Source organism: Nocardia sp. CY15 (assembly GCF_009829295.1).
Classification (GTDB): domain Bacteria; phylum Actinomycetota; class Actinomycetes; order Mycobacteriales; family Mycobacteriaceae; genus Nocardia; species Nocardia sputi.
Map to the genome: position 1 here is coordinate 520,634 of NZ_VUOT01000001.1, position 23,668 is coordinate 544,301.

General features: G+C 69.3%; 22 protein-coding genes. 8 read left to right on the plus strand and 14 right to left on the minus strand.

Annotated elements, in window-relative coordinates:
- Positions 1 to 193: 193 nt before the first annotated feature.
- Positions 194 to 3,814 carry a chromosome segregation protein SMC gene (gene smc / locus GVY39_RS02570; protein ID WP_159919960.1) on the minus strand — a complete coding sequence of 1,207 codons (3,621 nt, stop codon included), beginning with the start codon at positions 3,812 to 3,814 and terminating at the stop codon, positions 194 to 196.
- A gap of 430 nt (positions 3,815 to 4,244) precedes the next feature.
- Here smc and GVY39_RS02575 point away from each other — a divergent pair, with 430 nt between their 5' ends.
- Positions 4,245 to 5,921 (plus strand): hypothetical protein, encoded by a 1,677-nt coding sequence (locus tag GVY39_RS02575; RefSeq protein ID WP_159919962.1) that lies wholly within the window; start codon positions 4,245 to 4,247, stop codon positions 5,919 to 5,921.
- Positions 5,922 to 5,979: 58 nt separating this feature from the next.
- On the opposite strand, the gene GVY39_RS02580 is transcribed toward GVY39_RS02575, so the two are convergent.
- Positions 5,980 to 6,405 (minus strand): DUF1707 domain-containing protein, encoded by a 426-nt coding sequence (locus GVY39_RS02580; RefSeq protein ID WP_159919964.1) that lies wholly within the window; start codon positions 6,403 to 6,405, stop codon positions 5,980 to 5,982.
- Between the two features lie 229 nt (positions 6,406 to 6,634).
- On the opposite strand from GVY39_RS02580, the gene GVY39_RS02585 reads away from it, so the two are divergent.
- The 7 genes from GVY39_RS02585 (at position 6,635) to GVY39_RS02615 (ending at position 11,699) form a co-directional block, all read left to right on the plus strand.
- Entirely contained in the window at positions 6,635 to 7,720 is a 1,086-nt protein-coding gene (locus tag GVY39_RS02585; RefSeq protein WP_159919966.1) for an S-(hydroxymethyl)mycothiol dehydrogenase, read from the plus strand.
- Complete coding sequence (locus tag GVY39_RS02590; RefSeq protein WP_159919968.1) at positions 7,717 to 8,343, plus strand: MBL fold metallo-hydrolase; 627 nt, start codon at positions 7,717 to 7,719, stop codon at positions 8,341 to 8,343. Before GVY39_RS02585 ends, GVY39_RS02590 begins: the two co-directional genes overlap by 4 nt.
- A 102-nt stretch (positions 8,344 to 8,445) precedes the next feature.
- Positions 8,446 to 8,913: an OsmC family protein gene (locus GVY39_RS02595; RefSeq protein ID WP_159919970.1), complete on the plus strand. Its 468-nt coding sequence runs from the start codon at positions 8,446 to 8,448 to the stop codon at positions 8,911 to 8,913.
- Complete coding sequence (locus GVY39_RS02600; protein WP_159919972.1) at positions 8,913 to 9,191, plus strand: acylphosphatase; 279 nt, start codon at positions 8,913 to 8,915, stop codon at positions 9,189 to 9,191. Before GVY39_RS02595 ends, GVY39_RS02600 begins: the two co-directional genes overlap by 1 nt.
- A gap of 31 nt (positions 9,192 to 9,222) precedes the next feature.
- Complete coding sequence (locus GVY39_RS02605) at positions 9,223 to 10,011, plus strand: hypothetical protein (protein ID WP_236565251.1); 789 nt, start codon at positions 9,223 to 9,225, stop codon at positions 10,009 to 10,011.
- Complete coding sequence (locus GVY39_RS02610) at positions 10,012 to 11,178, plus strand: glutathionylspermidine synthase family protein (RefSeq protein WP_159919974.1); 1,167 nt, start codon at positions 10,012 to 10,014, stop codon at positions 11,176 to 11,178.
- A 65-nt stretch (positions 11,179 to 11,243) separates the two neighbouring features.
- Entirely contained in the window at positions 11,244 to 11,699 is a 456-nt protein-coding gene (locus GVY39_RS02615; protein ID WP_159919976.1) for a DUF350 domain-containing protein, read from the plus strand.
- A gap of 82 nt (positions 11,700 to 11,781) precedes the next feature.
- On the opposite strand, the gene GVY39_RS02620 is transcribed toward GVY39_RS02615, so the two are convergent.
- From GVY39_RS02620 to GVY39_RS02675, 12 genes are all read right to left on the minus strand, one after another.
- Positions 11,782 to 11,970 (minus strand): hypothetical protein, encoded by a 189-nt coding sequence (locus GVY39_RS02620; protein ID WP_159919978.1) that lies wholly within the window; start codon positions 11,968 to 11,970, stop codon positions 11,782 to 11,784.
- A gap of 98 nt (positions 11,971 to 12,068) precedes the next feature.
- Complete coding sequence (locus tag GVY39_RS02625; RefSeq protein WP_370523760.1) at positions 12,069 to 14,198, minus strand: glycogen debranching N-terminal domain-containing protein; 2,130 nt, start codon at positions 14,196 to 14,198, stop codon at positions 12,069 to 12,071.
- Positions 14,195 to 15,391: a glycosyltransferase family 4 protein gene (locus GVY39_RS02630; protein ID WP_195139103.1), complete on the minus strand. Its 1,197-nt coding sequence runs from the start codon at positions 15,389 to 15,391 to the stop codon at positions 14,195 to 14,197. The genes GVY39_RS02625 and GVY39_RS02630 overlap by 4 nt, the downstream gene beginning before the upstream one ends.
- 363 nt (positions 15,392 to 15,754) lie before the next feature.
- The gene (locus tag GVY39_RS02635; RefSeq protein ID WP_159919980.1) at positions 15,755 to 16,864 is read right to left on the minus strand and encodes a winged helix DNA-binding domain-containing protein; all 1,110 of its coding nucleotides are present in this window, start codon (positions 16,862 to 16,864) and stop codon (positions 15,755 to 15,757) included.
- Positions 16,865 to 16,952: 88 nt separating this feature from the next.
- Positions 16,953 to 18,536 (minus strand): PstS family phosphate ABC transporter substrate-binding protein, encoded by a 1,584-nt coding sequence (locus tag GVY39_RS02640; RefSeq protein ID WP_236565252.1) that lies wholly within the window; start codon positions 18,534 to 18,536, stop codon positions 16,953 to 16,955.
- 65 nt (positions 18,537 to 18,601) lie between these two features.
- Positions 18,602 to 19,663: a PHP domain-containing protein gene (locus GVY39_RS02645; RefSeq protein ID WP_223512592.1), complete on the minus strand. Its 1,062-nt coding sequence runs from the start codon at positions 19,661 to 19,663 to the stop codon at positions 18,602 to 18,604.
- A 3-nt stretch (positions 19,664 to 19,666) separates the two neighbouring features.
- Positions 19,667 to 20,248, minus strand: a complete 582-nt coding sequence (locus GVY39_RS02650; protein ID WP_159919982.1) for a dihydrofolate reductase family protein — start codon at positions 20,246 to 20,248, stop codon at positions 19,667 to 19,669.
- A gap of 64 nt (positions 20,249 to 20,312) precedes the next feature.
- Entirely contained in the window at positions 20,313 to 21,173 is an 861-nt protein-coding gene (mutM, locus tag GVY39_RS02655) for a bifunctional DNA-formamidopyrimidine glycosylase/DNA-(apurinic or apyrimidinic site) lyase (RefSeq protein ID WP_159919984.1), read from the minus strand.
- A 1-nt stretch (position 21,174) separates the two neighbouring features.
- Positions 21,175 to 21,888, minus strand: coding sequence for a ribonuclease III (rnc, locus tag GVY39_RS02660; protein ID WP_159919986.1), 714 nt, complete (start codon positions 21,886 to 21,888; stop codon positions 21,175 to 21,177).
- Between the two features lie 22 nt (positions 21,889 to 21,910).
- A complete protein-coding gene (gene rpmF / locus GVY39_RS02665; RefSeq protein ID WP_014987105.1) occupies positions 21,911 to 22,093 on the minus strand; it encodes a 50S ribosomal protein L32 in 183 nt (60 codons plus the stop codon).
- Positions 22,094 to 22,145: 52 nt separating this feature from the next.
- Positions 22,146 to 22,775, minus strand: coding sequence for a DUF177 domain-containing protein (locus tag GVY39_RS02670; protein ID WP_159920342.1), 630 nt, complete (start codon positions 22,773 to 22,775; stop codon positions 22,146 to 22,148).
- 98 nt (positions 22,776 to 22,873) lie between these two features.
- Positions 22,874 to 23,620, minus strand: coding sequence for a DivIVA domain-containing protein (locus GVY39_RS02675; protein WP_159920344.1), 747 nt, complete (start codon positions 23,618 to 23,620; stop codon positions 22,874 to 22,876).
- Between the last annotated feature and the right edge of the window lie 48 nt (positions 23,621 to 23,668).

Here is a 23,668-nt window from a genome sequence, read left to right on the forward strand (position 1 = left end):
CCGGAGCACCCGCGCCGGGCTGATCCGTGCGCGTCGGGGGGAAGCAATAGCGCGGTGACGGATGAAGAGCGACGCATTCGCGCTGCTCGTGGAGGTAACGCGGCTGCCGGGCGTACCGTCGACATGGTGGTACGCCTGCGCAGGAGATCCGGTCGTTCTCGACGCGACCCGGTGGGCGCGAAAGTGGAGCCGCTCAGCCCACCGCGCCGACCGGGGCCAGATTCTCCCCGCGCAGCCGCTGGGAGATCACCTGGGTGATGCCGTCACCGCGCATGCTGACGCCGTAGAGCGCGTCGGCGATCTCCATCGTCGGCTTCTGGTGGGTGATGACGATCAGCTGGCTCTTCTCCCGCAGCTGTTCGAACAAGCCGATCAGGCGGCGCAGATTGGTGTCGTCCAGCGCGGCTTCCACCTCGTCCATCACGTAGAACGGCGAGGGCCTGGCGCGGAAGATGGCCACCAGCAACGCCACCGCGGTCAGCGACTTCTCCCCGCCGGACAGCAGCGACAACCGCTTGACCTTCTTGCCCGGCGGACGGGCCTCCACCTCGATGCCGGTGGTGAGCATGTCCGAGGGATCGGTGAGCAGCAACCTGCCCTCGCCGCCGGGGAACAGTTTCGCGAATACCTGGACGAACTCGCGCTCGACGTCGGCGTAGGCCTCGGTGAACACCTCCAGGATGCGGGCGTCGACCTCGGCGACGACGTCGAGGAGATCCTTGCGCGCGCTCTTGACGTCCTCGAGCTGGGTGGCCAGGAAGTTGTAGCGTTCCTCCAGCGCCGCGAACTCCTCCAGCGCGAGGGGATTCACCTTGCCCAAAGTGGCCAGGTCCTTCTCCGCCCGCTTGGCGCGACGCTCCTGGGTCTGCCGGTCGTAGGGCATCGGGGCCGGCGCGCTGACCCGCTCGCCACGTTCCCTGGCCTGCTCGTACTCCTGTAGTTCCAGCGCCGTGGGCGGCAACGGCACATCCGGGCCGTACTCGGCGATCAGATCGTTCAGCGCGATGCCGAACTGCTCGGCGATGGTCGCCTCCAGTTGCTCGATGCGCAGCGCGGCCTGCGCCTTGGCCACCTCGTCCCGGTGCACCGCGTCGGTGAGCTGGGACAGCTGCGCGGTGAGGGCCCGCACCCGCTCCTTGATCTGCTCGACTTGCGCGGCGCACTCCGTGCGCCTGCGCACCAGCTCGTCGCGGCGAGCGCCCGCCTCGGCGACCACCTGCTCGAGCTCTGCGGCGATCTTCGCACCGGACTCCGCGACGGCGGCGGCCAGCTCGGCGGCCTGCTTACGCGCGGCCTGGGCGCGTTCGGCGCGGGCGCGGGTTTCCCGCTCGGCACGTGCGGCGCGCCGCAGCGAATCCGCTTTGCCCCGAACCGATTCCGCTCGTTCCTCGGCGGTGCGCACGGCCAGCCGGGCCTCGACCTCCATCGCGCGCGCCTCGGCCAGCGCGGCCGCTGCCTCTTCCCGTGCGCGACCGGCGGATTCGGTGCCGGCCGCGCCCGCGCCGTCGGCGTCGACCTCGGACTGTTCGAGTTCCGCGTGCCGCAGGCGATCCTCCAGTTCGGCCAGCGACGCGAGCGCCTCCTCGCGGCCGGCCTCGGCCTCGTCGCGCTGGCGCAGCAGCCGCTCGCTTTCGGTCTGCGCGGTGCGGGCGGTCTGGCCGAGACGGCCCAGCCGCTCGTAGATCGCCACCAGCGCCTGGTCGGATTCGTGCAGGACGAGCAGCGCCTGGTCGACGGCGTCCTTGCGGTCGGCCTGCTCCTCGAGCGCGCCGGACAGCGCGGCCTCGAGTTCCTCGGCGCGCCGCTGCGCCGCCACCAACTCGGCCTCGGCGGCATCGATGTCGGCCTGGATCTCCAATTGGCTGGGCGCGCGATCCGAACCGCCGAGCAGCCAGCCGCTTCCGGCGAGGTCACCGTCGCGAGTCACCACGCGCAGGTCGGGTCGCGCCGCGACCAGCGCGCGGGCGGCGGGCAGGTCGTCGGCCACGGCGATGCCCGCGGTCAGCGCCGCGATCGCTCCCTGCACGGTGCCGGGGCACTCCACCACGTCGATCAGCCAGCGGACGCCGTCGGGCAACGCGCCCGGCTGTGCCCGATCGGCGCTCTCGGCGCCGAAGACGACGGCGGCGCGGCCGCCGTCGGCCTCCTTGAGCGCCTGGATCGCGGCGTGCGCGGACTCGCCGGTGTCGGCGGCGACGGCGTCGGCCAGTGGGCCGAGCGCGGCGGCCACCGCCGCCTCATAGCCACCGTGCACGCGGAGCAGGGCCGAGAGCGGACCGAGCAACCCCTGCTCGCGATGCTCCACCAGCCAGGCCACACCGTCCCGGCGTGCCAGGTTCATCCCGAGCGCCTCGATACGCGCGCCCAGCGACGCGACCCGCTTGCTCGCGTCACGGTCCTGTTCGCGCAATTCGGTGACACGCTGATCGGCCAGTTCCAGTGCCTGCACCGCGTGCTCGTGCTGGGCGTCCAAGCCCTCCTCCCCCGCATCGAGTTCCGCGAGTTCGGCCTGCACCGTGTCGAATTCCGCCTGGGCGGTCTCGCCGCGGTGGCGGGCGTCGGCGATGGCGACCGAGAGTCGTGCGATCTCGGTGTCCATCGATTGCGCCCTGGCCCGCAAGGTGTCCACCTTGCCGGACAGCCGGGCCACACCCTCGCGCCGGTCGGCGATCGCCCGCACGGCCGCCAGATGCGCCTGTTCGGCGGCCTTGGCGACGTGCTCGCGTTCGGCGAGCTGATCCCGTGCCGCTTCCAAGACCTCGGCGGCCATCTCGACCGCCTCGCGCAGTTCGGCTTCCTCGGCTTCGACGCGGTCGGCCTCGGCCTCCAACTGCTCGGGGTCGCGGCCGGTGCCGACCGGAGCCGCGGCGTCCAGGTGCCGCGCCCGGTCACCCGCGATGCGGATCGTCGCGTTGACGCGCTCGGCCAGCGCGGAGAGCTGGAACCAGATCTGGGCGGCGGCCTCGGCGCTCGGCGTCAGCCGGGACAGCTGGAATTCCTGCTGCGCCAGCGCCGCGTTGGCCGCGTCCAGCTCGGATTGCACCGTGATCTGCTGCTCGCGCGCGTAAGCCTCTTTGCTCTGCTGACCGGCTAGCTCCTCGCGGCGCGTGACCAGGTCGTCGGCGGCCAGGCGCAGCCGGGCGTCGCGCAGGTCGGCCTGCACCGTCTGCGCCCTGCGCGCCACCTCGGCCTGCCTGCCCAGCGGTTTGAGCTGCCTGCGCAGTTCGGTGGTGAGGTCGGTCAGACGAGCCAGGTTGGCTTGCATGGCCTCGAGCTTGCGTACCGCCTTTTCCTTGCGTTTGCGGTGCTTGAGCACACCAGCGGCCTCTTCGACGAAGGCGCGGCGGTCCTCCGGGCGCGACTCCAGGATGGCCGAGAGCTGACCCTGCCCCACGATGACGTGCATCTCGCGTCCGATGCCGGAGTCGCTGAGCAGTTCCTGCACGTCCATCAGGCGGCAGGAGTTGCCGTTGATCTCGTATTCGCCCGCGCCGTCGCGGAACATGCGCCGGGTGATGGACACCTCGGCGTAGTCGATCGGCAGGGCGCCGTCGGAATTGTCGATGGTGAGCGTGACCTCGGCGCGGCCGAGCGGTGCGCGCCCGGCGGTGCCCGCGAAGATCACATCCTGCATCTTGCCGCCTCGCAGCGCCTTCGCACCCTGCTCGCCCATGACCCAGGTGAGCGCGTCGACGACGTTCGATTTGCCCGATCCGTTCGGACCGACAACGCACGTGATGCCCGGCTCCAACCGCAGCGTCGTCGCGGACGCGAAGGATTTGAACCCCTTCAACGTCAGGCTCTTCAGGTGCAAGTTCGACGGCCTTTCCGTGTTCTGCCCGGTCGGCGTTCCGCGTGGTAGAGGCAGCGTATCCGGCGACCAGTCATGGTATCGGTCGCGTGCCGGGAGCTGCGGGGGCCCGGCGGCGCACGCGACCGAGTAGCGGTGCGGCGATATCGGTAGGTTATCGAGTCGCCTCCCGTTGGGGCGCATCAATGTGCCCGAGGTTTGCGGGACGCCCCCCGCGCTACCCGTCACGCCCGGTCGATGGACGCGGCGCGAGCAGGGCGGCTCCTCCGGTCCGCGCGCCGCGACCGGCGAAACGCGCGTCGGACCGACCAGAGGTCTCCACCGACCTCGGTCTCCGCCGATTCAGGCGGTCTCGAACTGGCACTGACGCCGCGCCCTCCGGCCACATACGATCCCTCTGATTCGCCAGCGGAACGTTCGGGAGCGCACCACGATGTCTGCCCCCTCACCAGGGACAAGCACCCGGTTCCGCCTTGCCCGGATCACGGGCCTGGTACTCGGCAGCCTGGTGTTCCTGCACGCCTGTGAGCGCAGCAAGAGCGCACTGCTCAGCGATGTGCGGGTGGAGGTGGCGATCGCGGCCGCGCTCGGCGCCGCCGCGTTGGCCGCGGCGTGGTTCGAGATCAAGCTGCGGGCGCAGGAGCAGGACGACGACCCGCCGTGGGAGGAGCACGAGCCGGACCAAACCCCCAGGCGTGGGAATTTTCCCGGTCGATCCGGACGGTCCGCGGACCGGGCCCACGGCCACGGCGAGCCGGCCGGGCGCACCCGCCCCGCCGGCCGACCGGAGCCCGTGGCGCACCACGAGGACGACGACCAGCCCGAACTCACGCGATCCGCCGGGCCCGCCGACATCGTCGCCGGGATTGCGCGGACATTGCGGATCGCCCGCCCCGGCACCGAGGACGAACGGCCGCCGCCGCTCGCATTGAGCGCGGTGACCAAGTGGATGCGCCGTATCGACCGCGACGACGACACCGAGCCCGACGAAATCGACGACCACGACGAGATCGAGCAGATCACTCGCACCGAGACCGGGGAACTCGTCGTGGAGTCCAGCGGGCGAACGGTGCGAGCCAAGATCTCGCGCTCCGGCGACCTCGTCTTGCACGGCCGGTCGCACGCCGGACGGTCGGAATGGAAATGGACATTCCAGCCCGACGCCTTCCAGGCCATCCGCGCCGCGCTCGGCGAGGGACCCGGCGACCTTCTCGATCTGCTCGAGGACACCATTCCGTGGCTGGACGCCGACGCGCGCCGGGACCCCGGCGCATGGCTGCGCGCCCACGATATTCCCGCGACCTACCGGGAGAAAGGCGTCAGCGCCACGCAGGTCACCCGCGAACTTCCGGTCCTCCGGCCCGGGCGTCCGCCGCAACGGCCCCGGGCGGGAATGCCTCGCCGGTCGTCGCCGAACGACTCATTCGGGACCGCACGCGGGTCCGCCGAAGTGGACGATCACGCTCGGTACCCGGCCCGCCGCACACGTCCGCCGACTGACACCCGATCTCTCGAAAGCCCGCCGATACGCCGCGATGGCCGCTCTACACACCGGAGAGCCGCTGATCCACGGCAGTCATCCCCGGACGCGGATGCCGATCGGTGGCATCGCGGCCACGCGGCCGAGCCCGCCACACAGCGAAATCGCTGGTCCGACGACTACGATTCCCCCGCCCGCTCGCGCCCGGCACGCCGCCACCGCGACGAGCCCGAACCGGCTCGGCCCAGCGATCGGTTCCCGCCGACCGATGCGAATGATCCCGACCTGCCCGTGCGTCCCGCGCCCGGCCGTCCCGAACTACCGAGACGCCGACGCCGCGAACTCGCCGACGACGACCTGCACGACGCACACCGCACCGCCCGGCAGCCGGATCGCTACCCGGGCGACGCCGAGGGCCGCCGAACCCCAACGAATCGGCGAGCGCCCACGGATTTCGAGCCCGGACCCGCGCGACCGGATCGGGTCGATCCCGGATACCGCAACCGGTCGACACCGCCGGAACCGGCCTACGACCCACCCCCGCCGAGTCGCCGCCATCGCGGCGAACCACGGCCACGGCCCGATACCCGCGCCAACTCGCAGGAGCGCACTTCGCGGCACGGACGGTAGAACACGAATACGGCGCTGCCACCCGGTGATCCGGATGGCAGCGCCGCGAAGACGAACCTCAGCTCGCGCGTTGCCCGAAGCGGCCGTTCTCGAAGCCTGCCACCATACGGAACGCGAGGACGGCGCCCCAAGGACCGATCACCCACATCGGCCAGAAGTAGGTGAAAGCGCCGACTCCCAGCGAGATCGCGCCCCAGATGACGAGCACGAGCACGCTCACGGCGAGCCAGGTGCCGCCCTCGATGCGCTGCCAGATCGGGATACGCGGGGGCGCGGACGCCGGTGCGGCGGCATCCTTGCCGAGCTCGGGCAGATCGGACAGCACCGAGCGCAGATCGTCACGGTCGGTAGTGGCGTACACCTGCGCGACGCGCTGGTCGTACTCGGGCAGATCGATGCGGCCGTCCGCCATGTGCCTGCCGAGCAGGCGTACCACGGCGTCGCGTTCGGCGTTCGAGGCGCGGATGCCGGTGGAGATGTCCATGCTTGGTCCTATCGACGAAATTCATCTTCCATAGTGGAATGTTGCTCAGCATAACCCTCCTATGTGGAATGTCAACCCTTCCGCGATCACCCTCCCGAAACCTCGCGACCGCCCTCGTTCCGGCGGTAGGGTTCGAAGATCGGGAACAGCTGTATGGACAGCTGTTCAGCGCGCGGATCCACGGAGCGGCCGGATCCGCGTCACCAGCGAATTCGCTCAGGAGGCACAGGTGTCCGAAATCGTCCGCGGGGTCGTGGCCCGCAGCAAAGGCGCACCGGTCGAGATCGTCGACGTGGTGATCCCGGATCCAGGCCCGCACGACGTGGTGGTCCGGGTGCGGGCGTGCGGCGTCTGCCACACCGACCTGCACTACCGCGAGGGCGGTATCACCGACAGCTTCCCGTTCCTGCTCGGCCACGAGGCCGCCGGTGTGGTGGAGACCGTCGGCGCCGCGGTCACCCATGTGGCGGAGGGCGACTACGTCATCCTCAACTGGCGCGCGGTCTGCGGCGAGTGCCGGGCGTGCAAGCGAGGCCGCCCCTGGTACTGCTTCGACAGTCGCAACGCGAGCGAGAAGATGACGCTTGCCGACGGGACCGAGCTCACCCCCGCGCTGGGCATCGGGGCATTCGTCGACAAGACGCTGGTGCACGAGGGCCAGTGCACGAAGGTGGATCCGGAGGCCGACCCCGCGGTGGCGGGCCTGCTCGGCTGCGGGGTGATGGCAGGCCTCGGCTCGGCGCTGCACACGGGCAACGTCTCGATCGGCGACACCGTCGCGGTCATCGGTTGCGGCGGCGTCGGGGATGCCGCGATCGCCGGAGCCCAGCTGGCTGGGGCGGCGACCATCATCGCGGTGGACCGGGACTCCCGGAAACTGCACTGGGCCAAGGACTTCGGCGCCACCCACACCATCGATGCGTCCAGCGAGGACGTGGTGGAGAAGATCCAGGAATTCACCGACGGCTGGGGCGCCGACGTGGTGATCGACGCGGTCGGCAGGCCGGAGACCTGGAAGCAGGCGTTCTACGGCCGTGATCTGGCGGGCACGGTGGTCCTCGTCGGCGTGCCGACCCCGGAGATGACCCTCGAGATGCCGCTGCTCGACCTGTTCTCCCGTGGCGGCGCGTTGAAATCCTCCTGGTACGGCGACTGTTTGCCGGAACGCGACTTCCCCACCCTGATCGACCTCCACCGCCAGGGCAGGTTGCCGCTGGACCGGTTCGTCACCGAACGCATCGGACTCGATGAGGTGGAGCAGGCCTTCGCCAAGATGCACGCCGGCGAGGTACTGCGGTCGGTGGTGGTCAGGTGAGCGCCCGCGTCGACCGCGTCGTCACCTCCGGCGCTTTCTGTCTGGACGGCGGCACCTGGGCAGTGGACAACAACATCTGGCTGGTCGGTGACGACGAGGAGGTGGTCGTCATCGATGCGGCGCACGACGCCGACCCGATCGTCGCGGCGGTCGCGGGCCGCGTCGTCCGCGCGATCGTGTGCACCCACGGGCACAACGATCACGTGACGGTCGCTCCCGAACTCGCCGAGCGCTTGGACGCGCCGATCTTGCTACATCCCGACGACGAACCGCTGTGGCGCATGACCCACCCGGAGGCCGGCTACCGTCCCCTCGCGGACGGCGAGCAAATCCCGGTGGCGAACACCTCGATGCGGGTCCTGCACACCCCTGGCCACTCCCCTGGATCGGTCTCGCTGCATCTGCCCGCCGCGACGGCGGTGTTCACGGGAGACACGCTGTTCGCCGGTGGGCCCGGCGCGACCGGTCGCTCGTTCTCCGATTTCGGCACGATCATCGAGTCGATCCGCGAACGCCTGCTGACGCTCCCGGAGGACACCGCGGTGCACACCGGACACGGCGACTCCACCACCATCGGCACGGAGAAGCCGTTCCTCGCCGAATGGATCGCCCGCGGCCACTGAGTTATCCCCGCCACGGTGGCCGGCCCGCGTGGAATGGCGCGACCGGGCGCGGCGTTGCCAGGCGCGCGAACTCATTGCGACGACAATGGCAGGATCAGACTCATGGCTGAACAGACCGCTACACCCGCCACCGCCACCGCGGCGCCGATCACGCCGGAGCCGACCACGCTGTGGGTCGAGCGCACCGGCACCAGGGCTTACACCGGCCGCAGCTCCCGCGGCGCCGAGGTCTTGATCGGTTCGCAGGGCGTACCCGGTGTGTTCACACCCGGCGAGCTGCTGAAGATCGCGCTGGCCGCCTGCTCGGGCCTGAGCGCGGACTTCCCGCTGTCGCGCAAGCTCGGCGACAACTTCGACGCGACGATCCGGGTCTCCGGCGACGCCGACCGGGAGAACGAGGTCTACCCGCACCTGGAGGAGGTGTTCGAGCTCGATCTCAGCGACCTCGACAACGAGGCCAGGGAACGGTTGCTGGTCACCGTGCAGCGTGCGATCGACAAGGTCTGCACGGTGGGACGGACGCTGAAGGCGGGATCGAGGGTGTCACTGTCGTTCGACGTCGAGGCCTGATGGACGACCCGGTCCGTTTGAGCGCCTGGGTACACGGCATGGTGCAGGGCGTGGGTTTCCGCTGGTGGACCCGGTCGCGGGCGCTGGAACTGGGACTGGTCGGGCACGCGACCAATGCCACCGACGGCCGGGTGCACGTGGTCGCCGAGGGACCGCGACCGGCCTGCGAGGAGTTGCTCGAACGCTTGCGTTCCGGTGATACACCTGGTCAGGTGAGGTTGGTTGTGGAAAGCTGGGAGCCCGCGCGGGGTGAATTGACCGGTTTCGAGGAGCGGTAGTGGTGATTCGGGTGACGAGGGGGGCACAGCGGTGAGCACGCGGAATCCCGGTGACGACGAGCGCCGGGACGAACCCGAGCGTTCATCCGGCCCGGAACACCCAGCCGAGGACAAGCCGTCGCCCACCCCCGCCACGCCCGTGCCGGGCGAAGAGCAGGATTGGTCGACGCCCGTCTCCGCACCGGGTGGCGCCGCCGAGCAGCCCGAGATCGACTGGTCGACCCCGACTTCGGTGCCGCCCGGCGACACGAGTCCGGACGCCGAGCAACCGCCGCGCCCCGGCCGGATCCAGCGCCAGGAACCGGGCATCACGCAGCCCCGCCCACCCACGGTTGCCGAGGCACGGGCGAGAGAGAAGGCACGCAGGCGCGCCGAGGAAGCACAGCGCGCGGCCGCCTGGGCCGAAGAAGCCAAGAAGCGCAACCGCAAGCGCGTCATGATCGGCGGTGTCGCCATCGTCGGCGTAGCCGCCCTGGTCGGCGGCGGCTACCTGGCTTATCGCGCACTCACCGCGCCCGACCGCGTCACGGCCCACTGCGTGAAGACCGAGAACGGTCAAGAGATCGTGGTCGAGGATTCCTATTGCGGCGACGGCCGTCCCGGCTTCGTCGGCGACACCAGCCCGGGAGTCAGCCCGGGTCTGATCATCCTCGGCGGCGGGCCGCAATACCGCTACTACTACGGCGGCACCGGCACCGTCGGCAGACCCCCGACCGGCGGCACCACGATCAAGCCCAAGAGCGCCGAGATCAAGACCAAGAGCGGCACCACGATCCAGCGCGGCGGCTTGGGCAGCAAGAGCACCGGCGGAGGGTCGTAGATGCGGCGCGTGCGGGATACGCCCCGGCCGGGCTGGCAGCAGATCACCGAAAGCCAGGGCCTGGTCTACGGCTCCCCTGGGCGGGACGCGAGTGGTCAGCCACGGCCCTACTGGGACGAGTCGGTGCACTACGAGTTCGAGATGTCGGAGATCCTCGCGTTGGAGGCCGACGTCGAACTGCTGCACTCGATGTGCCTGAACGCGGTGGAGCACATCGTGCTCACCGAACGGTTCGCCGATTTCGGCCTGCCCGAGTGGAGCTGGGGCCCGATCGCCGAATCCTGGCGACGCTCCGACCCGCACGTGTACGGGCGCTTCGACCTGCGCTACGACGCGCGGCGTCCGGCGAAACTGCTGGAGTACAACGCGGACACGCCGACCTCCCTGCTGGAGGCCGCGATCGTGCAGTGGCACTGGCTGACCGATCGCTACCCCGGCGGCGACCAGTGGAACTCGTTGCACGAGAAGCTGGTCGAGCGGTGGGGTGAGCTGCGTGACGTGCTGCCCACCGCGCAGCTGCACTTCACCTGGTCCGGGGCGGACGCCACCGGCGAGGACAACGTCACCACCGCCTATATGCAGGAGACCGCGGCCGAGGCCGGATTCGACACCGTCGCGCTGCCGATCGAGGAAGTCGGATTCGACTCGGAACTGGAGCGTTTCGTCGATCTGGCGGAGGCTCCGATCGAGGCCGTCTTCAAGCTCTACCCGTGGGAGTGGGTGCTCGACGACGATTTCGGCAAGCGCGTCGTCGACAGCCTGCCACAGACCATGTGGATCGAACCGCTGTGGAAAACCCTGCTGAGCAACAAGGCGATCCTGGCGGTGCTGTGGGAGATGTATCCGGGCCACCCGAATCTGTTGCCCGCCTACCTCGACCAGCCCAACGAGCTCACCGAGTACATCCGTAAACCGAAGCTGGGACGAGAGGGCGCCAACATGACCATCGTCGGCGCCGGTCTGGAGACCGCGACCGGCGGCGTCTACGGCGAGGAAGGTTACGTCTACCAGTTGCTGGACCCGTTGCCGGAGTTCGACGACATGCGCCCGGTGCTCGGCGCGTGGATCGTCGGCGACGCCGCGGCGGGTCTCGGCATCCGCGAGACCGCGGGGCTGATCACCGACGACGGCTCGGCATTCGTCCCGCACCGCATCGTCACCGACTGAGCATCGTCACCGATAATCACCCATCCAAACTCGGCCGCACGCCAACCCGTCTCGGAAGGATCAAGATGACCGCAGTCGCCCTGGAATCGGGGTACTGGAGCTCGCTGGGCGAGGGTGTGGGAGCGATCGTCCTCTACGCCCTCATCGGCTTGGTGCTCATGCTCGTCGGCTTCTACGCCATCGACCTGACCACGCCGGGCAAGCTGCGGAAGCTGGTGATGGCGGGCAAGCCGAACGCCATCATCGTCACCGCCGCGGGCATGATCAGCATGGCGTTCATCGTCGTGCTCGCCATCTTCGCCGTGGGCGGCGGCGGCAAACTCTCCGAGGGCTTGATCGCCGCGCTGGTGTTCGGCTTGGTCGGCATAGTCGCCCAGGTCATCTCGGTGCGCGTCATCGAACGGGCCATCGGCATCGACATCGGCAACGCACTGCACGCCGACACCTACACCACCGAGGTACTCGTGGTGGCGGCAGCGCATTTCGCGCTCGGGCTCGTCGTCGCCTTCGCGATTCTGTAGGCGTCACCGCGGTCCGCGAACCTCATCGGGCGGGAGGATCATCCCCCGTCCGATGGCCGCGTCCTGCCGCGAAACCGCTGGATCAGGGCTCGTCCGCGTGGTCGAGGCAATACGCCGCCGCGGCAAGGTATTGGCGACACTCCGGACCGTGACCGGCATGCACGCTGCGGATGAACAGCGCGCGATCCAGATCGAGATCCGTCGAGGGCTCCGCGGAACAGTCCCGGTGCTGGGACCGCCACAAGTCCTGTGTATCCAGCGATGTCTGCATCGTGCACCTCCCGTTGCCTGCATATCAGTGCGAGAAGGCTTGCCAATGTCTCTACGCCGGAGGCATACCCGCTCGGGGCTCTCGGCAACCGATGCGCGTCACCGGGTTACCATTCGCCAGTCGTCGGGTAGGCGCGCCGCGGTGATCTGCGCTCCCTCGGCCTCCAGGTCGACAGTGGTCGCACCGAGCCGCAACGCGCGCAAGGAAATCTTGCCCCACCGCGCCGGCAGCTGCGGTCGAACAGTGAGCGTCCGGTTCGGAGCGTCGGGATCGAGGCCGAGGAACGAGCGCACCAGCAACAGCGGCGCCGCGCTCGCCCACGCCTGCGGCGAGCAGGACGTCGGATACGGCACGGGCGTGGCGAACCGCGATCGGGGAAAGCCGCAGAACAACTCCGGCAGGCGGCCGTCGAACACCGCCGCCGCGTCCAGCAGACCGGTGGCCAGCCGAGTCGCCAGTTCGACCGCACCGGGAACGTGCCGGTAGCGCAACAGACCCGCCACCGCGATCGCCGTATCGTGCGGCCACACCGAGCCGCAGTGGTAGCTCATCGGGTTGTAGGCGCCCATGTTCGACGCCAGAGTGCGCAGCCCGAAGCCGGAATCCATCTCCGGACCCGCCATCCGCGAGACCAGTTCGGCCGCGTGCTCGTCGGTGGCGACGCCCGACCAGAGGCAGTGTGCGGCGTTGCTGGTCAGCGCGTCGACCTGACGCTTGCCGCCGTCCAGCGCCACGGCGTACCAGCCGCGGTCGGGCAGCCAGAACTGCTCGGCGAACTTGACGCGCAACTCCGCGGCGCGTTCCCGCAGCTGACCCGCCAGCCGCAGGTCGTCGAAGGCCTCGGCGAGTTCGGCCCGGGCGAGCATCGCGGCGTGCACGTACCCCTGCACCTCGCACAGCGCGATGGGCGCCTCGGCGATATGGCCGGTGGCGTCGTTGATTCCGTCGAAGCTGTCCTTCCACCCCTGGTTGATCAGGCCGCGGTCGGTGGCGCGGCGGTACTCGACGAAGCCGTCGCCGTCCCGGTCGCCGTAATCGGTGATCCAGCGCAGCGCCGCGTCGGCGGCGGGCAGCAAGTGCCGGATCACCTCCGAATCGCCGCCCCAGCGATGGCATTCGGCCAGCAGCATCACGAACAGCGGTGTGGCATCAGCGGTCCCGTAGTAGATGTTGCCACCGAACACCTGGCCGCCCGCCGGTCCACGGCGCATCTCGTGCATGATGCGCCCCGGTTCCTCCTCGGTGAGCGGATTGACCTCCTGCCCCTGCAGTTCCGCGAGCTGCTGGAGCGTGCCGAGCGCCAGGTCGACTTCCAGCGGCAGCGCCATCCACGCGGTGAGCAGGCTGTCACGGCCGAACAGGGTCATGAACCACGGCGCGCCCGCGGCGACGAACGGCCGGGCGTCGCCGGATTCGTCGTGCATCTGCAACGCGCCCAGATCGCTTTCGGTGCGCCGCAGCACCCGGGTGAGCGCCGGGTCGGACGCGGCGATGTCGGTGGCGGTGTCCCGCCAGGCCTCGATCTTGCGGCCCGGCGCGCTGACCCCGTAGTGCTCACCCGGTGAGATGGCCTGAAATCGCTGGTTGCCCACCGTCGGCTGGGCGATGATCTCGGTTTGCCAGGATTCACCGACGGGCACGATCACCCGCCACACCAGCGAACCCGGCATGACCTCGGGTTCCACGGTCGCCGAGATCGAGATCCCCCGGCTGCGGTCGGCGTGATCGTGCAGCACCAGCTCACCGTCGGCCACCGTCACGTCGGCCCGCGAATGCCCGGCACGGCCTTCCTTCACCGCGAACAGGTCGACGAAGTCCGCGTCCACGTGCAGTTCCAGTAGCACGGCCGTGGGTTCGCGGCCCATGTTCTCCAGCGTGATCAGCTCGTGCATGCCGTCGGCCACGATCCGTTCGCGCACCACCAGCAGCGTGCTGTCGGCCAGGCCCGCCTGCGGCGGCCTGCGCAACACGAACCTGGCGGCGAACGCCTCTGGACTCAGCACCGAAAGCGGCTCGGCGGGTCTGCCGTTCACCAGCAACTCCCAGCGCGACAGCACCCGCGCGTCCCGGAAGAACAAACCGTGCGGCTTGCCCGTCTCGACATCGCCGAGTCGATTGGACAGGCAGAACGTGCCGCCTTCGACGAGGGTGACCGAGCCGCACCCCCCGAACCCGGTCGGCTCACCGGAGTTCAGGGGGGCGGGGCCCAACGGTGCGGTACCGGTCACGCCAGTCCGCTCGCCGCGATCCTGACCGGGGCGGGCCCCGGCGTCGTGGCGTCGAGCGGCGCGGCGGCGGGCACCGCGATGTCCAGCGGCGCGGCGCCGAATCGCTTCTTGGAGCGCAGTAGCCGGCGATACACCTGTTCGTAACCGAAGCCCAGCGTGTCGGAGCCGAATTTGGCCTGCACGTGGGCGCGGCAGGCGTACGGATCCATCGCCCGGACCTCTTCGATGGCCGTAGGCAATTCGGCGGGGTCCTCGCAGATGCGGCCGGTCACGCCGTCGACGATCACCTCGGACACCGCCCCGCCGCGCAGCGCGACCACCGGCGTGCCACAGACCATGGATTCGATCATCACCATGCCGAACGGTTCCTCCCAGCGAATCGGGAACAACAGGCAACGCGCATTCGCGAGCAGCTTACGCTTGGCCGCCGCGTCGGCGAGACCGAACACGTGATCGTTTTCCGTCAACAGCGGGCGCACCTTCGCCTCGAAGTATGCCTGCTCGGGACGTTCACTGCACTTACCCGCGAGTACCAGCGGGATGCCCGCGTCGTGCGCGGCCTCCAGCGCCAGGTGCGGGGCCTTGCACTCGTTGAACCGGCCGAGGAACAGCGCGTAGTCGTCCTTCTCGACGCGGAACGGCCAGTCGTCGACGTGCAGCGCATTGTGCACGCGTCCGGTCCAATTGAGCCCCGGCGCGAGTTCACGCTGGCGGTCGCTGATCGCCACCAGCGCCACCTCGTCGCCCAAATCCTGGTAATAGCGATAGATGTCGTCCTCCACCGGCCCGTGCACGGTCAGCACCGTCGGCAGGCCCATGCTCTGGAAGACCGACGCGTTGAGCGGTCCGGCGAAAGTGTGGTCGTGCACCAGGTCGATACCCGATGTCGCAGCGAGTTCCTCGATGGCGCGGCGCACTCGCAACGCGTGCACGACCTCGGGGAACGGCTCGCCCAGGCGCTCTGGCAGCGCGCGGTCCCACACCGGCACGAACTTGGCCTTCGTCCCCGGCTCCCCCGCGCCCAACAGAGTGACGTCGTGGCCACGGGCCACCAATGCGTCGACCAGATCGGCGACCACGGCCTCGACACCGCCATATGCCTTGGGCGGGACGTCGAAGTACGGCGGCACCACCATCGCGATACGAAACGGGCCGCTGGAACGATCTGTCGACAGGTAGTCGGACGACGGCATCTCCGAATCGGACGACGCCTGCGCGGAAATAGGCACGGAAAGCGCGCTCATGACCCTCCTTCCAGGGACAACCAAGTAGCACTCGCATTCACCCAGCACTCGGAGTACCGGGCGCCGAACTGAACTAAGTGGCCGCCGCGGCGGGGGTGAAGACCTAGCTGCACCGCCGTCCATGGGGCTTGGTTGGCCTGGTCACGCCTCCGGCATGAACAGGGGGGCCGAGTGGGAGGTACCTCAGGCGGGATCCTTCAAACCAAACAGTTCGGGAAAAATCGCGCCACCCAGCGTTCGTTCAGCAACCGATGGGTAGTCCGGTGTCCCTCCTTTCGGCCGGACACCGGACGACCGATCGGATCCGGCGTGTCATGCCTCGATGACAACCCGCGGGTCGCGGTCCGGCGTGATAGCATCGCCGCCCGCCACGATGAACGCCAGTAGATCTTCCGCCTCGGCGCGCACCGCCGCCTCGTCGGCCGCCGACAACGGGTGCCAGGGCACGACGCGCAGCGTGGCGCCGTCGAGCGACCAGCGGCCGTGGACGAAACCGTCGACCAGGTACACGGGTACGCCCGCGGACGCCTCCGCGGCGGTGCGCTTGCGGTCCTCCTCGCTGATGATCCTGCGGCGGTCCTTGTGGCCGAGCACCGCGTTGTCGAAAGCGGGCAGAAAGCGCACGGGCACAGGCAGATCCGGCTCGGCCAGCGGCGCGTCCGGCAGGTCGAACAACACGCGGTGACGGTCGTCGGTGAACACCCGCAGCCGCTCGCGCAGGTCGTCGACGACCTCCGCGAGCCGGGTGATGCCCGCCCACGCCTGCATGTCGGCCACCGTGGCCGGACCGAACGCGGCCAGGTAGCGCAGCACCAGCGTCTGTGGCCGCGGCGCCGTGGCCATCGGCGCGCCCGTCCACTCCTCGGCCAACCCGACCGTGACGTACCGATTGCGCCACCGTCCCCACGCACCGGTCTCCGGGCCGTGCGTCAACGGGACCAGCAACTCGACGGTCTCGGCGAGTCTGCGCGTGTGCCGGTCCGGGAAGCGCTGGGCCAGCGCTTCACCCAGTTCCCGGCGGCGCAGCCGCTGTCCGGCCAGCAGTTCGCGTCCGGCGGCGGCGAGTTCGTCCAGGTCGACACCATCGATCTCGTCTCGGTAGTACGACGCCTTCAGCGCGGCGTCGACCACCGGCTGCACCGTGGGCCGCAACCAGCGGAAGTCCGCGGCGTCGGCGAGGTGCACGGTCCGGCGGATCATGGTGGAGCGCACCAATCGCCGATCACGCAGCAGCGCGGCCAGATCGTCGTGCCGGAACCCCGCCAGACGCGACCACAACCCCACATAGGGCCAGTTCGGCTCCTGGCCTTGCACCGCGACCAGATGCCGGACGAGTTCGAGCGGGGGCAGCGCCACCCGCTCCACCAGCTTCTGCCGGACCAGTAGCGTCCGATTCAGCTCGCGCAGCGTTAGTTCCGTCATGCGTCCATCCTCGCCCAGCCCACCGACATCTCGGTGCCGAGGCGACGCGACTCCGCCGTGCTGCGGGGGTGGGGGTACGGGCCGCCGGCTATTGATCCGGCAGGCACCGGCCGGGATCGGGCAGGTCGGCGCACGGGGCGTTGCCGTGCGCGCGCAGCACTTCTTTGCCCATCTGATCGGTCAGGAAGTGCAGAAAGCTCGCTGCCAGCGAGTCTCCGGGCAACTCGCCGTTGCTGTAGGCGTACTCGACGCCCCAGAAGGGGTAGGTGCGGTGGACAGCCGCGTCCCGGCCTGCACTCACACCGTCGATGGCCAGGGTCGGCAGCTTCGCCTCGACAGCCTCGGAGAACTCCGAATAGCCGATGGCACCCGGGATGTCGGCCACCGCTTTGCTCATGTCGGCCGTCACCTGCACTTCGCAGTGCGTGAGCGCGGCGGTGACCGTGCCCTTCAGCGCCGTGCAGCTGACGTGCGAGCGATCCGGCTGCGTGCCGTCGAGCAACCTGCGCTCGAACGTGTTTCGCGAACCGGAACCCGGTATGCGGTTGACCAGCACTACCGGCAGATCCGGGCCGCCCACCTCACGCCAGTTGCCGATCTTGCCCCGGTAGAGATCCTGGATCTGCGCGACGGTCAGGCCCCGGACCCCGACGTCGGGATGGACGATCATGGTGAACAGCGACAAGGCGAGCGGACGGTACACCAGTGCCGGATAACCGGCGCCTTTCGGACCGTCGCTGATGGCCAGCAGCCCGGAGTTCCCCGTGCCTTGCTCGGCCAACCGGTCCAGACCGCGTTCGGTCCCTTCGAATTCGAAGGCGAAATCCGCCCGGGTGCAACGCTTTCGGTACTGCTCGGCCGCCTCCCGGAGCACCGGGCCGAACGCCGAGGATCCGATCACGGTCAGCTTGCCCGACTCGCATTCCATCGGCGTCGGTGACGGCTCCCGCCAGACCACCACGAGCAGGAACCCGATGACCAGCACCAATGCCACCGTGAACACGACCAGCCGTCGGGAAGTGCCCGCCCGGGTCTCGATGATCCTGCCGCCTTTGATGCCGCCGCGCAGCACCGGATCCGGATAGTTCCCCGTGCCGCCGGAGCGTTCCAGGATGGCCAGGATCTTGTAGTGATCGCTCTTGCCGAGCGGCACCTTCGGCAGATCGATCACGCCGGTGGGGCCGCCGGCGTTCTCCTCGCGCACGTCGATGCCGGAGTTGCGGCCGAGGTGGTCGGCCAGCGACGAAGGGTCGCTCAGCTCGTTGACCGCCATGCCGATCACCCGCCGCTGTGAGAAGTGCAGGTGCAGACCGATCTGAGCGGTCGGCGCCGTGTAGTCCTCGGTGTCGATCCGGGTGATGCCCGCGTTCTCGATGCGCACCAGGACGACCGAGACGTCCTTCAGGTCCGGGGTCGCTCCGTCGGCGGCGGGACGCAGTTGCGTGAGCACACCGGGAAATCGGGACTCGATCTCGCCGGTGACCGGCGTATCCATCTGTACCCGGTAGCCGAGCCGTTTACGCCCGGCGAAGACGAACTCACGCAGGAAGGCGGCGACCGCTACGAGGAGGGCTACCACCGCCGCCGCGGTACCTATGAGTTCCAGAACGGTGTCGAGCGGCCAGTCACCCACCAGATGATCCCACTCCCCGAGAAATCCGTATGCCCTCATTCTCGGCGCCGATCACCTTCCGGCACACCGAGAGTCGAACTGTTCGGCAACAGTTAACCCCTCGGTCATACGCTCTCGCGAGTCCAGGCCAGCAGATCCGCCAAAGGCCAGGTGTTGATCACCCGTTCCGCCGCAACGCCGTTCGCGAGCGCGCGCTCACACCCGTACCCCTGCCAGTCGAGTTGTCCCGGCGCGTGCGCGTCGGTGTCGATCGAGAAGTGACAACCCATCTCGGCGGCCAGACGCAGCAATCGCGAAGGGGGATCGAGTCGTTCGGGCCTGCTGTTGATCTCCACGGCGGTGCCGTAGGTGCGACACGCCTCGAACACCACCTCGGCGTCGAACGTCGATTCCGGCCGGGTGCCGCGTCCACCCGCGACCAGGCGGCCGGTGCAGTGGCCGAGCACGTCGACATTCGGGTCGGCGACCGCGTGCACCATGCGCTTGGTCATGGTCGCGCTGTCGTCGCGCAGACGCGAATGGACGCTGGCCACGACGATATCCAGCCGCGCGAGCAGATCCGCCCGCTGGTCGAGGGCGCCGTCGTCGAGGATGTCCACCTCGATGCCGGTGAGGACCCGGAACGGCGCCATCCGGTCGTTGAGTTCGGCGACCACGTCCAGTTGCTTGCGCAGCCGGTCGGCGGACAGACCGTTGGCCACGGTCAAGCGCGGCGAATGGTCGGTCAGGGCACAGTATTCGTGCCCCAGCGCGGACGCGACCCGCATCATCTCCTCGATCGGACTGCCGCCGTCGGACCAGTTCGAGTGCGTGTGCAGATCACCGCGCAGACGCTCCCGCAACGGCTTGCCCGGCGCCCCGATCGGCTGCGCGGCAGCGCGCAATTCGGCCAGGTAGCGCGGCACCACACCCGCGTAGACCTGCTCGATCACGGCCGCGGTCTTGGGACCGATGCCCGTGAGCTCGGTCCAGTTGCCCGCCGCCCGGCGCGCCTCGCGCTCGTCGGCGGACAATCCCGCGACGACGTCGGCGGCGCGCCGGTAGGCCTTGACCCGGTGGGTTTCCGCCCGGGAGCGCTCCAACCAGAAACCGATCTCCCGCAGCGCCGCCTCCGGACCGGGCGCCGTGGCGCGGTCCGGTATACCACTGGGATCCGGGTCGGGCACGTGCTATCGCACCCGGCTGTATTTCACGAAGGCCACCCCGTCCTCGAACACCGTGCTGGTGATCACCCGGAACTTGGCCGGTTCCGGCAGCCGCGACCCGGTGCCGAACAGTGCCCGGCCCCGGCCGAGCACGATCGGATAGAGCTTGAGGAAGATCTGGTCGATTTCCGGCAGCAGCACCTGCGCCAGTTCGCCGCCGCCGCACAGCCAGATGCCCAGCCCGCTCTCCCGCTTGAGTTCACGGACCTTCTCGACCGGATCCCGGGAGATCAGCTCGACGGCCGGATCGGGACTCTCCGGCAGAGTGGTCGAGACGACGAACTGCCGCAGATGCGAGTAGGGGCTGGAGGTGCCGGTGCGGACGCCGAAGTCGTGCGTCTTGCGTCCCATCAGTACCGTGTCGAAGTAGCAGTTGCGCTCCTCCACCCCGATCGCCTCGCGCACCTTGGTCGGCAGGGTTTCGGGGTACTGCGCGTTGATCGACGGACCGTGATCACCGCCGACCGGGAAGAAGTCGACCGAGCCCTCTTCGGTGGCGATGAATCCATCGATGGTCGACGCGACGTAATAGGTGAGCTTGCGCATGCTTCCTTCCTCACGGTCGGGGTGACATTCCGAACCGCCCTGAGGAAACGGTAGCTCGCGCGAGCTAGCGACGGCGAGGCTTCGGCTGGCAGCGCGGGCAGGAGTAGGACGAGCGGTTCATGAACCGCTCCCGGATGATCGGCGCACCACACCGGCGACACGGCTCGTTCTCCCGACCGTATACGGCCAGGGACCGTTCGAAGTAGCCCGACTGGCCGTTGACGTTCACATAAAGTGCGTCGAACGACGTGCCGCCCGCCGCGAGCGCTTCGCCCATCACCGCGCTCACTTCGGCGAGCAACCGGCGCACCGCGGGCCGCGACAGCCCCGAGGCAGGCCTGCCACCGTGGATTCCGGCGCGCCACAGCGCCTCGTCGGCGTAGATGTTCCCGATCCCGGAGACGACGCCTTGATCGAGCAGGACACGCTTGATCTCACTCTGCTTGCCCCCGATGACGGCGACCACGGTTTCGATGTCGAAACGCGGATCCAGCGGATCGCGGGCGATGTGCGCGACCGGCTCCGGCACCAGGGTGCCGTCCACCTCGACCAGGGGCGCGAGCGCCCAGCCGCCGAAGGTCCGCTGGTCGACGAACCGCAACTGGGTGCCATCGCCGAAGGTGGCGCGGATGTGCGCGTGCTTCTCCAGCGGCGCGTCGGCGGGCTGGACCAGCATCTGACCGCTCATGCCCAGATGCACGACCAAAGCGGCTTCCGGGTCGTCGAAAGTCAGCCAGAGGAACTTGCCGCGCCGCTCGGCCGACTCGACCGTCAGGCCGGTCAGCCGCGCGGCGAGATCGGCGGCGCCTTCGAGATGGCGGCGCACCGAGCGGGGATGGGTGATCGCCACCGATTCGACGACCCGGCCGACCACATGCTCGGCCAGCCCGCGGCGTACGACCTCGACCTCGGGAAGTTCGGGCACGTCAGCTTTCGGCGGTCAGCGCCTCGTAGGCGGCCCCCGCGGCCTTCTGCTCGGCTTCCTTCTTGGACCGGCCGACGCCTTGCCCGTATGCCCGTCCGCCGATCACCGTGGTGGCGGTGAATTCCTTGTCGTGGTCCGGCCCGGTCGAGGTGATCTCGTAACTGGGCACACCGAGACCACGCTCGGCGGTGAGTTCCTGCAAGCTGGTCTTCCAGTCCAGGCCTGCGCCCATCCGTGGGCCGCGCTCGAGCAGCTCGGCGAACAGCCGCAACACCACGGCACGCGCCACCTCGATGCCGTGCTCGAGATGCACGGCGCCGAGCAACGACTCCATGCCGTCGGCGAGGATGCTCTCCTTGTCCCGGCCACCGGTGAGTTCCTCACCTTTACCGAGCAACAGGTGCGCACCGAGGCCGCCCTCGCCGAGGCCGCGGGCGACTTCGGCGAGCGCGCGCATGTTCACCACGCTCGCGCGCAGCTTGGCCAGCTCGCCCTCGCTTTTCGAGGGATGCTCGTGATACAGCCGTTCGGTGATGCTCAGGCCGAGCACGGAGTCGCCGAGGAACTCGAGACGCTCGTTCGTCGGCAGACCGCCGTTCTCGTACGCGTACGACCGGTGGGTCAGCGCGAGACGCAGCAGATCCGGATGTAGGTCGACGCCTAGCGCTGCGAGCAGGCTCGCGTGTTCACCGGACGAGTCGGGTTCGTCGGTCACGTCGCTACGACAGGTCGAACGATCAGACCGCTGCGGTGACCTGGCGGCCCTTGTAGGTGCCGCAGGACGGGCAGGCGATGTGCGGCAGCGTCTTCTCGCCGCAAGCGCGGTTCGGGCAGGTGATCAGGGTCGGCGCGGTGGCCTTCCACTGGCTGCGCCGCGACCTGGTGTTGGAACGGGACATCCGGCGCTTGGGAACGGCCACGACTACTTCTCCTCTGTCTGATTGCTCTGCCGGTTCGGCTGATCGGTCTTGCTCAGTGGTCTCGGTCGGCCGCACCCTCGTCGGGGCTGCCGGTGCCGGGCGATCCGGAGGCGAAGTTAGCCAGCCCGGCCCAGCGAGGGTCAAGTATCTCATGCCGGTGCTCGGATCCCGCAATCGCCATCCGGATGCCGCATTCCGGGCACAGTCCCGCGCAATCGGGCGTGCACAACGGCTGCAGCGGCAGTTCCAGCCCGACGGCGTCGATCACGACGGGCTCGAGGTCGATGAGGTCGTCGACCAGGCGGTGGACCTCGTCGTCCTCGGTGGTCTGCTCGGTGGTGCTGTCCGGATAGGCGAACAGCTCGGTCAGCCGCACGGCGACCTCGCCGGTGAACGGCTCGAGGCAGCGCGAGCACTCCCCCTCGATCGGCGCGGCCACCGTCCCGGTGACCAGCACTCCTTCGGACACCGCCTGCAACTGCAGGTCGAGCTCCACCTGCGCGCCCACGGGAACGGCGATCAGATCCAAACCGATCCGCTCCTGCGTGGTGACGGTGCGGCGCAGCTCGCGCATGGTCCCGGCCCTGCGGCCGAGGCTGCGGGCGTCCAGCACGAAAGCCGCGTCCGGCGACCGGCGCTTGGCCGATCGGGGACGCGACGCGGAACCGGAACCGGCGGACATCACGAACTCACTCACGATCGAGGGGATATGGGCAACCACCCAACAATACGCGACCGGGTGGCGCCCACCCAAACGCGGCTGATCATCGCCGCGTAGCGCTACCTGCGGAATTCGTCGGCGTAGTCGGGCACTCCCGCCCCGGTGCGCAGCTGGTGACGCCCGCGCCCGACCGTGCGCAGCGTGCTGGCCAGCGTCTCCTCGAAATCAGCCAGCCGGGAGTCGACGTAGTGGTCGCATTCCTCGCGCAGGCGATCCGCTTCGGCGTGGGCGGCATCGATCACCCTGGCCGATTCGGCGTGCGCGGCGCGGACCACCTCGGTCTGGGCGACCAGCCGCTCCTGCTCGGCGAGACCTTCGGCGACGGAGCGATCGTAGGCGGCCTTGCCCGCCTCGATCATCCGCTCCGACTCGATCCGCGCCCGGCCGGTCACCGCCTCGTATTCCGCGTTGCCGTCGGCCACCACGCGATCGGCCGCCTCCTGGGCGGAGGCGACCAGGTGATCGGCGTGTGCGCTCGCCTCGGCCACCATCCGGTCGGCGTGGGCCTTGGCGTCGGCCAGGATGCGATCGGCTTCCTCGCGCGCCGAGCTGATCGTGCGCTCGGCCTGGTCGTTCGCGCCGGTCACGGTGGCCTCGGCCGCGGTCCTGGCATCGGAGACGATCTTGTCGCGATGGTCGAGCACGTCCTGGGCGTCGTCCAGTTCGCCGGGCAGCGCGTCCCGGACGTCGTCGAGTAGTTCGAGCACGTCGCCGCGCGGCACGATGCAGCTGCGGGTCGGGGGGATGCCGCGCGCCTCTTCGACGATGGCGACCAGTTCGTCGAGCGCTTCGAATACGCGATACATGCTCACTACCCTCCTGCGGACTCACGGCGAAACTCTCCGCCCGCAGCC

Excerpts from the sequence above, each read along its gene's own strand:
- GVY39_RS02670 (WP_159920342.1), bottom strand. The coding sequence starts at position 22,775 with ATGTCCGCCGGTTCCGGTTCCGCGTCGCGTCCCCGATCGGCCAAGCGC.
- GVY39_RS02620 (WP_159919978.1), bottom strand. The coding sequence starts at position 11,970 with ATGCAGACATCGCTGGATACACAGGACTTGTGGCGGTCCCAGCACCGG.
- GVY39_RS02610 (WP_159919974.1), top strand. The coding sequence starts at position 10,012 with ATGCGGCGCGTGCGGGATACGCCCCGGCCGGGCTGGCAGCAGATCACC.
- GVY39_RS02600 (WP_159919972.1), top strand. The coding sequence starts at position 8,913 with ATGGACGACCCGGTCCGTTTGAGCGCCTGGGTACACGGCATGGTGCAG.
- GVY39_RS02650 (WP_159919982.1), bottom strand. The coding sequence starts at position 20,248 with ATGCGCAAGCTCACCTATTACGTCGCGTCGACCATCGATGGATTCATC.
- GVY39_RS02595 (WP_159919970.1), top strand. The coding sequence starts at position 8,446 with ATGGCTGAACAGACCGCTACACCCGCCACCGCCACCGCGGCGCCGATC.
- GVY39_RS02575 (WP_159919962.1), top strand. The coding sequence starts at position 4,245 with ATGTCTGCCCCCTCACCAGGGACAAGCACCCGGTTCCGCCTTGCCCGG.
- GVY39_RS02675 (WP_159920344.1), bottom strand. The coding sequence starts at position 23,620 with ATGTATCGCGTATTCGAAGCGCTCGACGAACTGGTCGCCATCGTCGAA.
- GVY39_RS02635 (WP_159919980.1), bottom strand. The coding sequence starts at position 16,864 with ATGACGGAACTAACGCTGCGCGAGCTGAATCGGACGCTACTGGTCCGG.
- GVY39_RS02640 (WP_236565252.1), bottom strand. The coding sequence starts at position 18,536 with ATGAGGGCATACGGATTTCTCGGGGAGTGGGATCATCTGGTGGGTGAC.
- GVY39_RS02630 (WP_195139103.1), bottom strand. The coding sequence starts at position 15,391 with ATGCCGTCGTCCGACTACCTGTCGACAGATCGTTCCAGCGGCCCGTTT.
- GVY39_RS02615 (WP_159919976.1), top strand. The coding sequence starts at position 11,244 with ATGACCGCAGTCGCCCTGGAATCGGGGTACTGGAGCTCGCTGGGCGAG.
- GVY39_RS02580 (WP_159919964.1), bottom strand. The coding sequence starts at position 6,405 with ATGGACATCTCCACCGGCATCCGCGCCTCGAACGCCGAACGCGACGCC.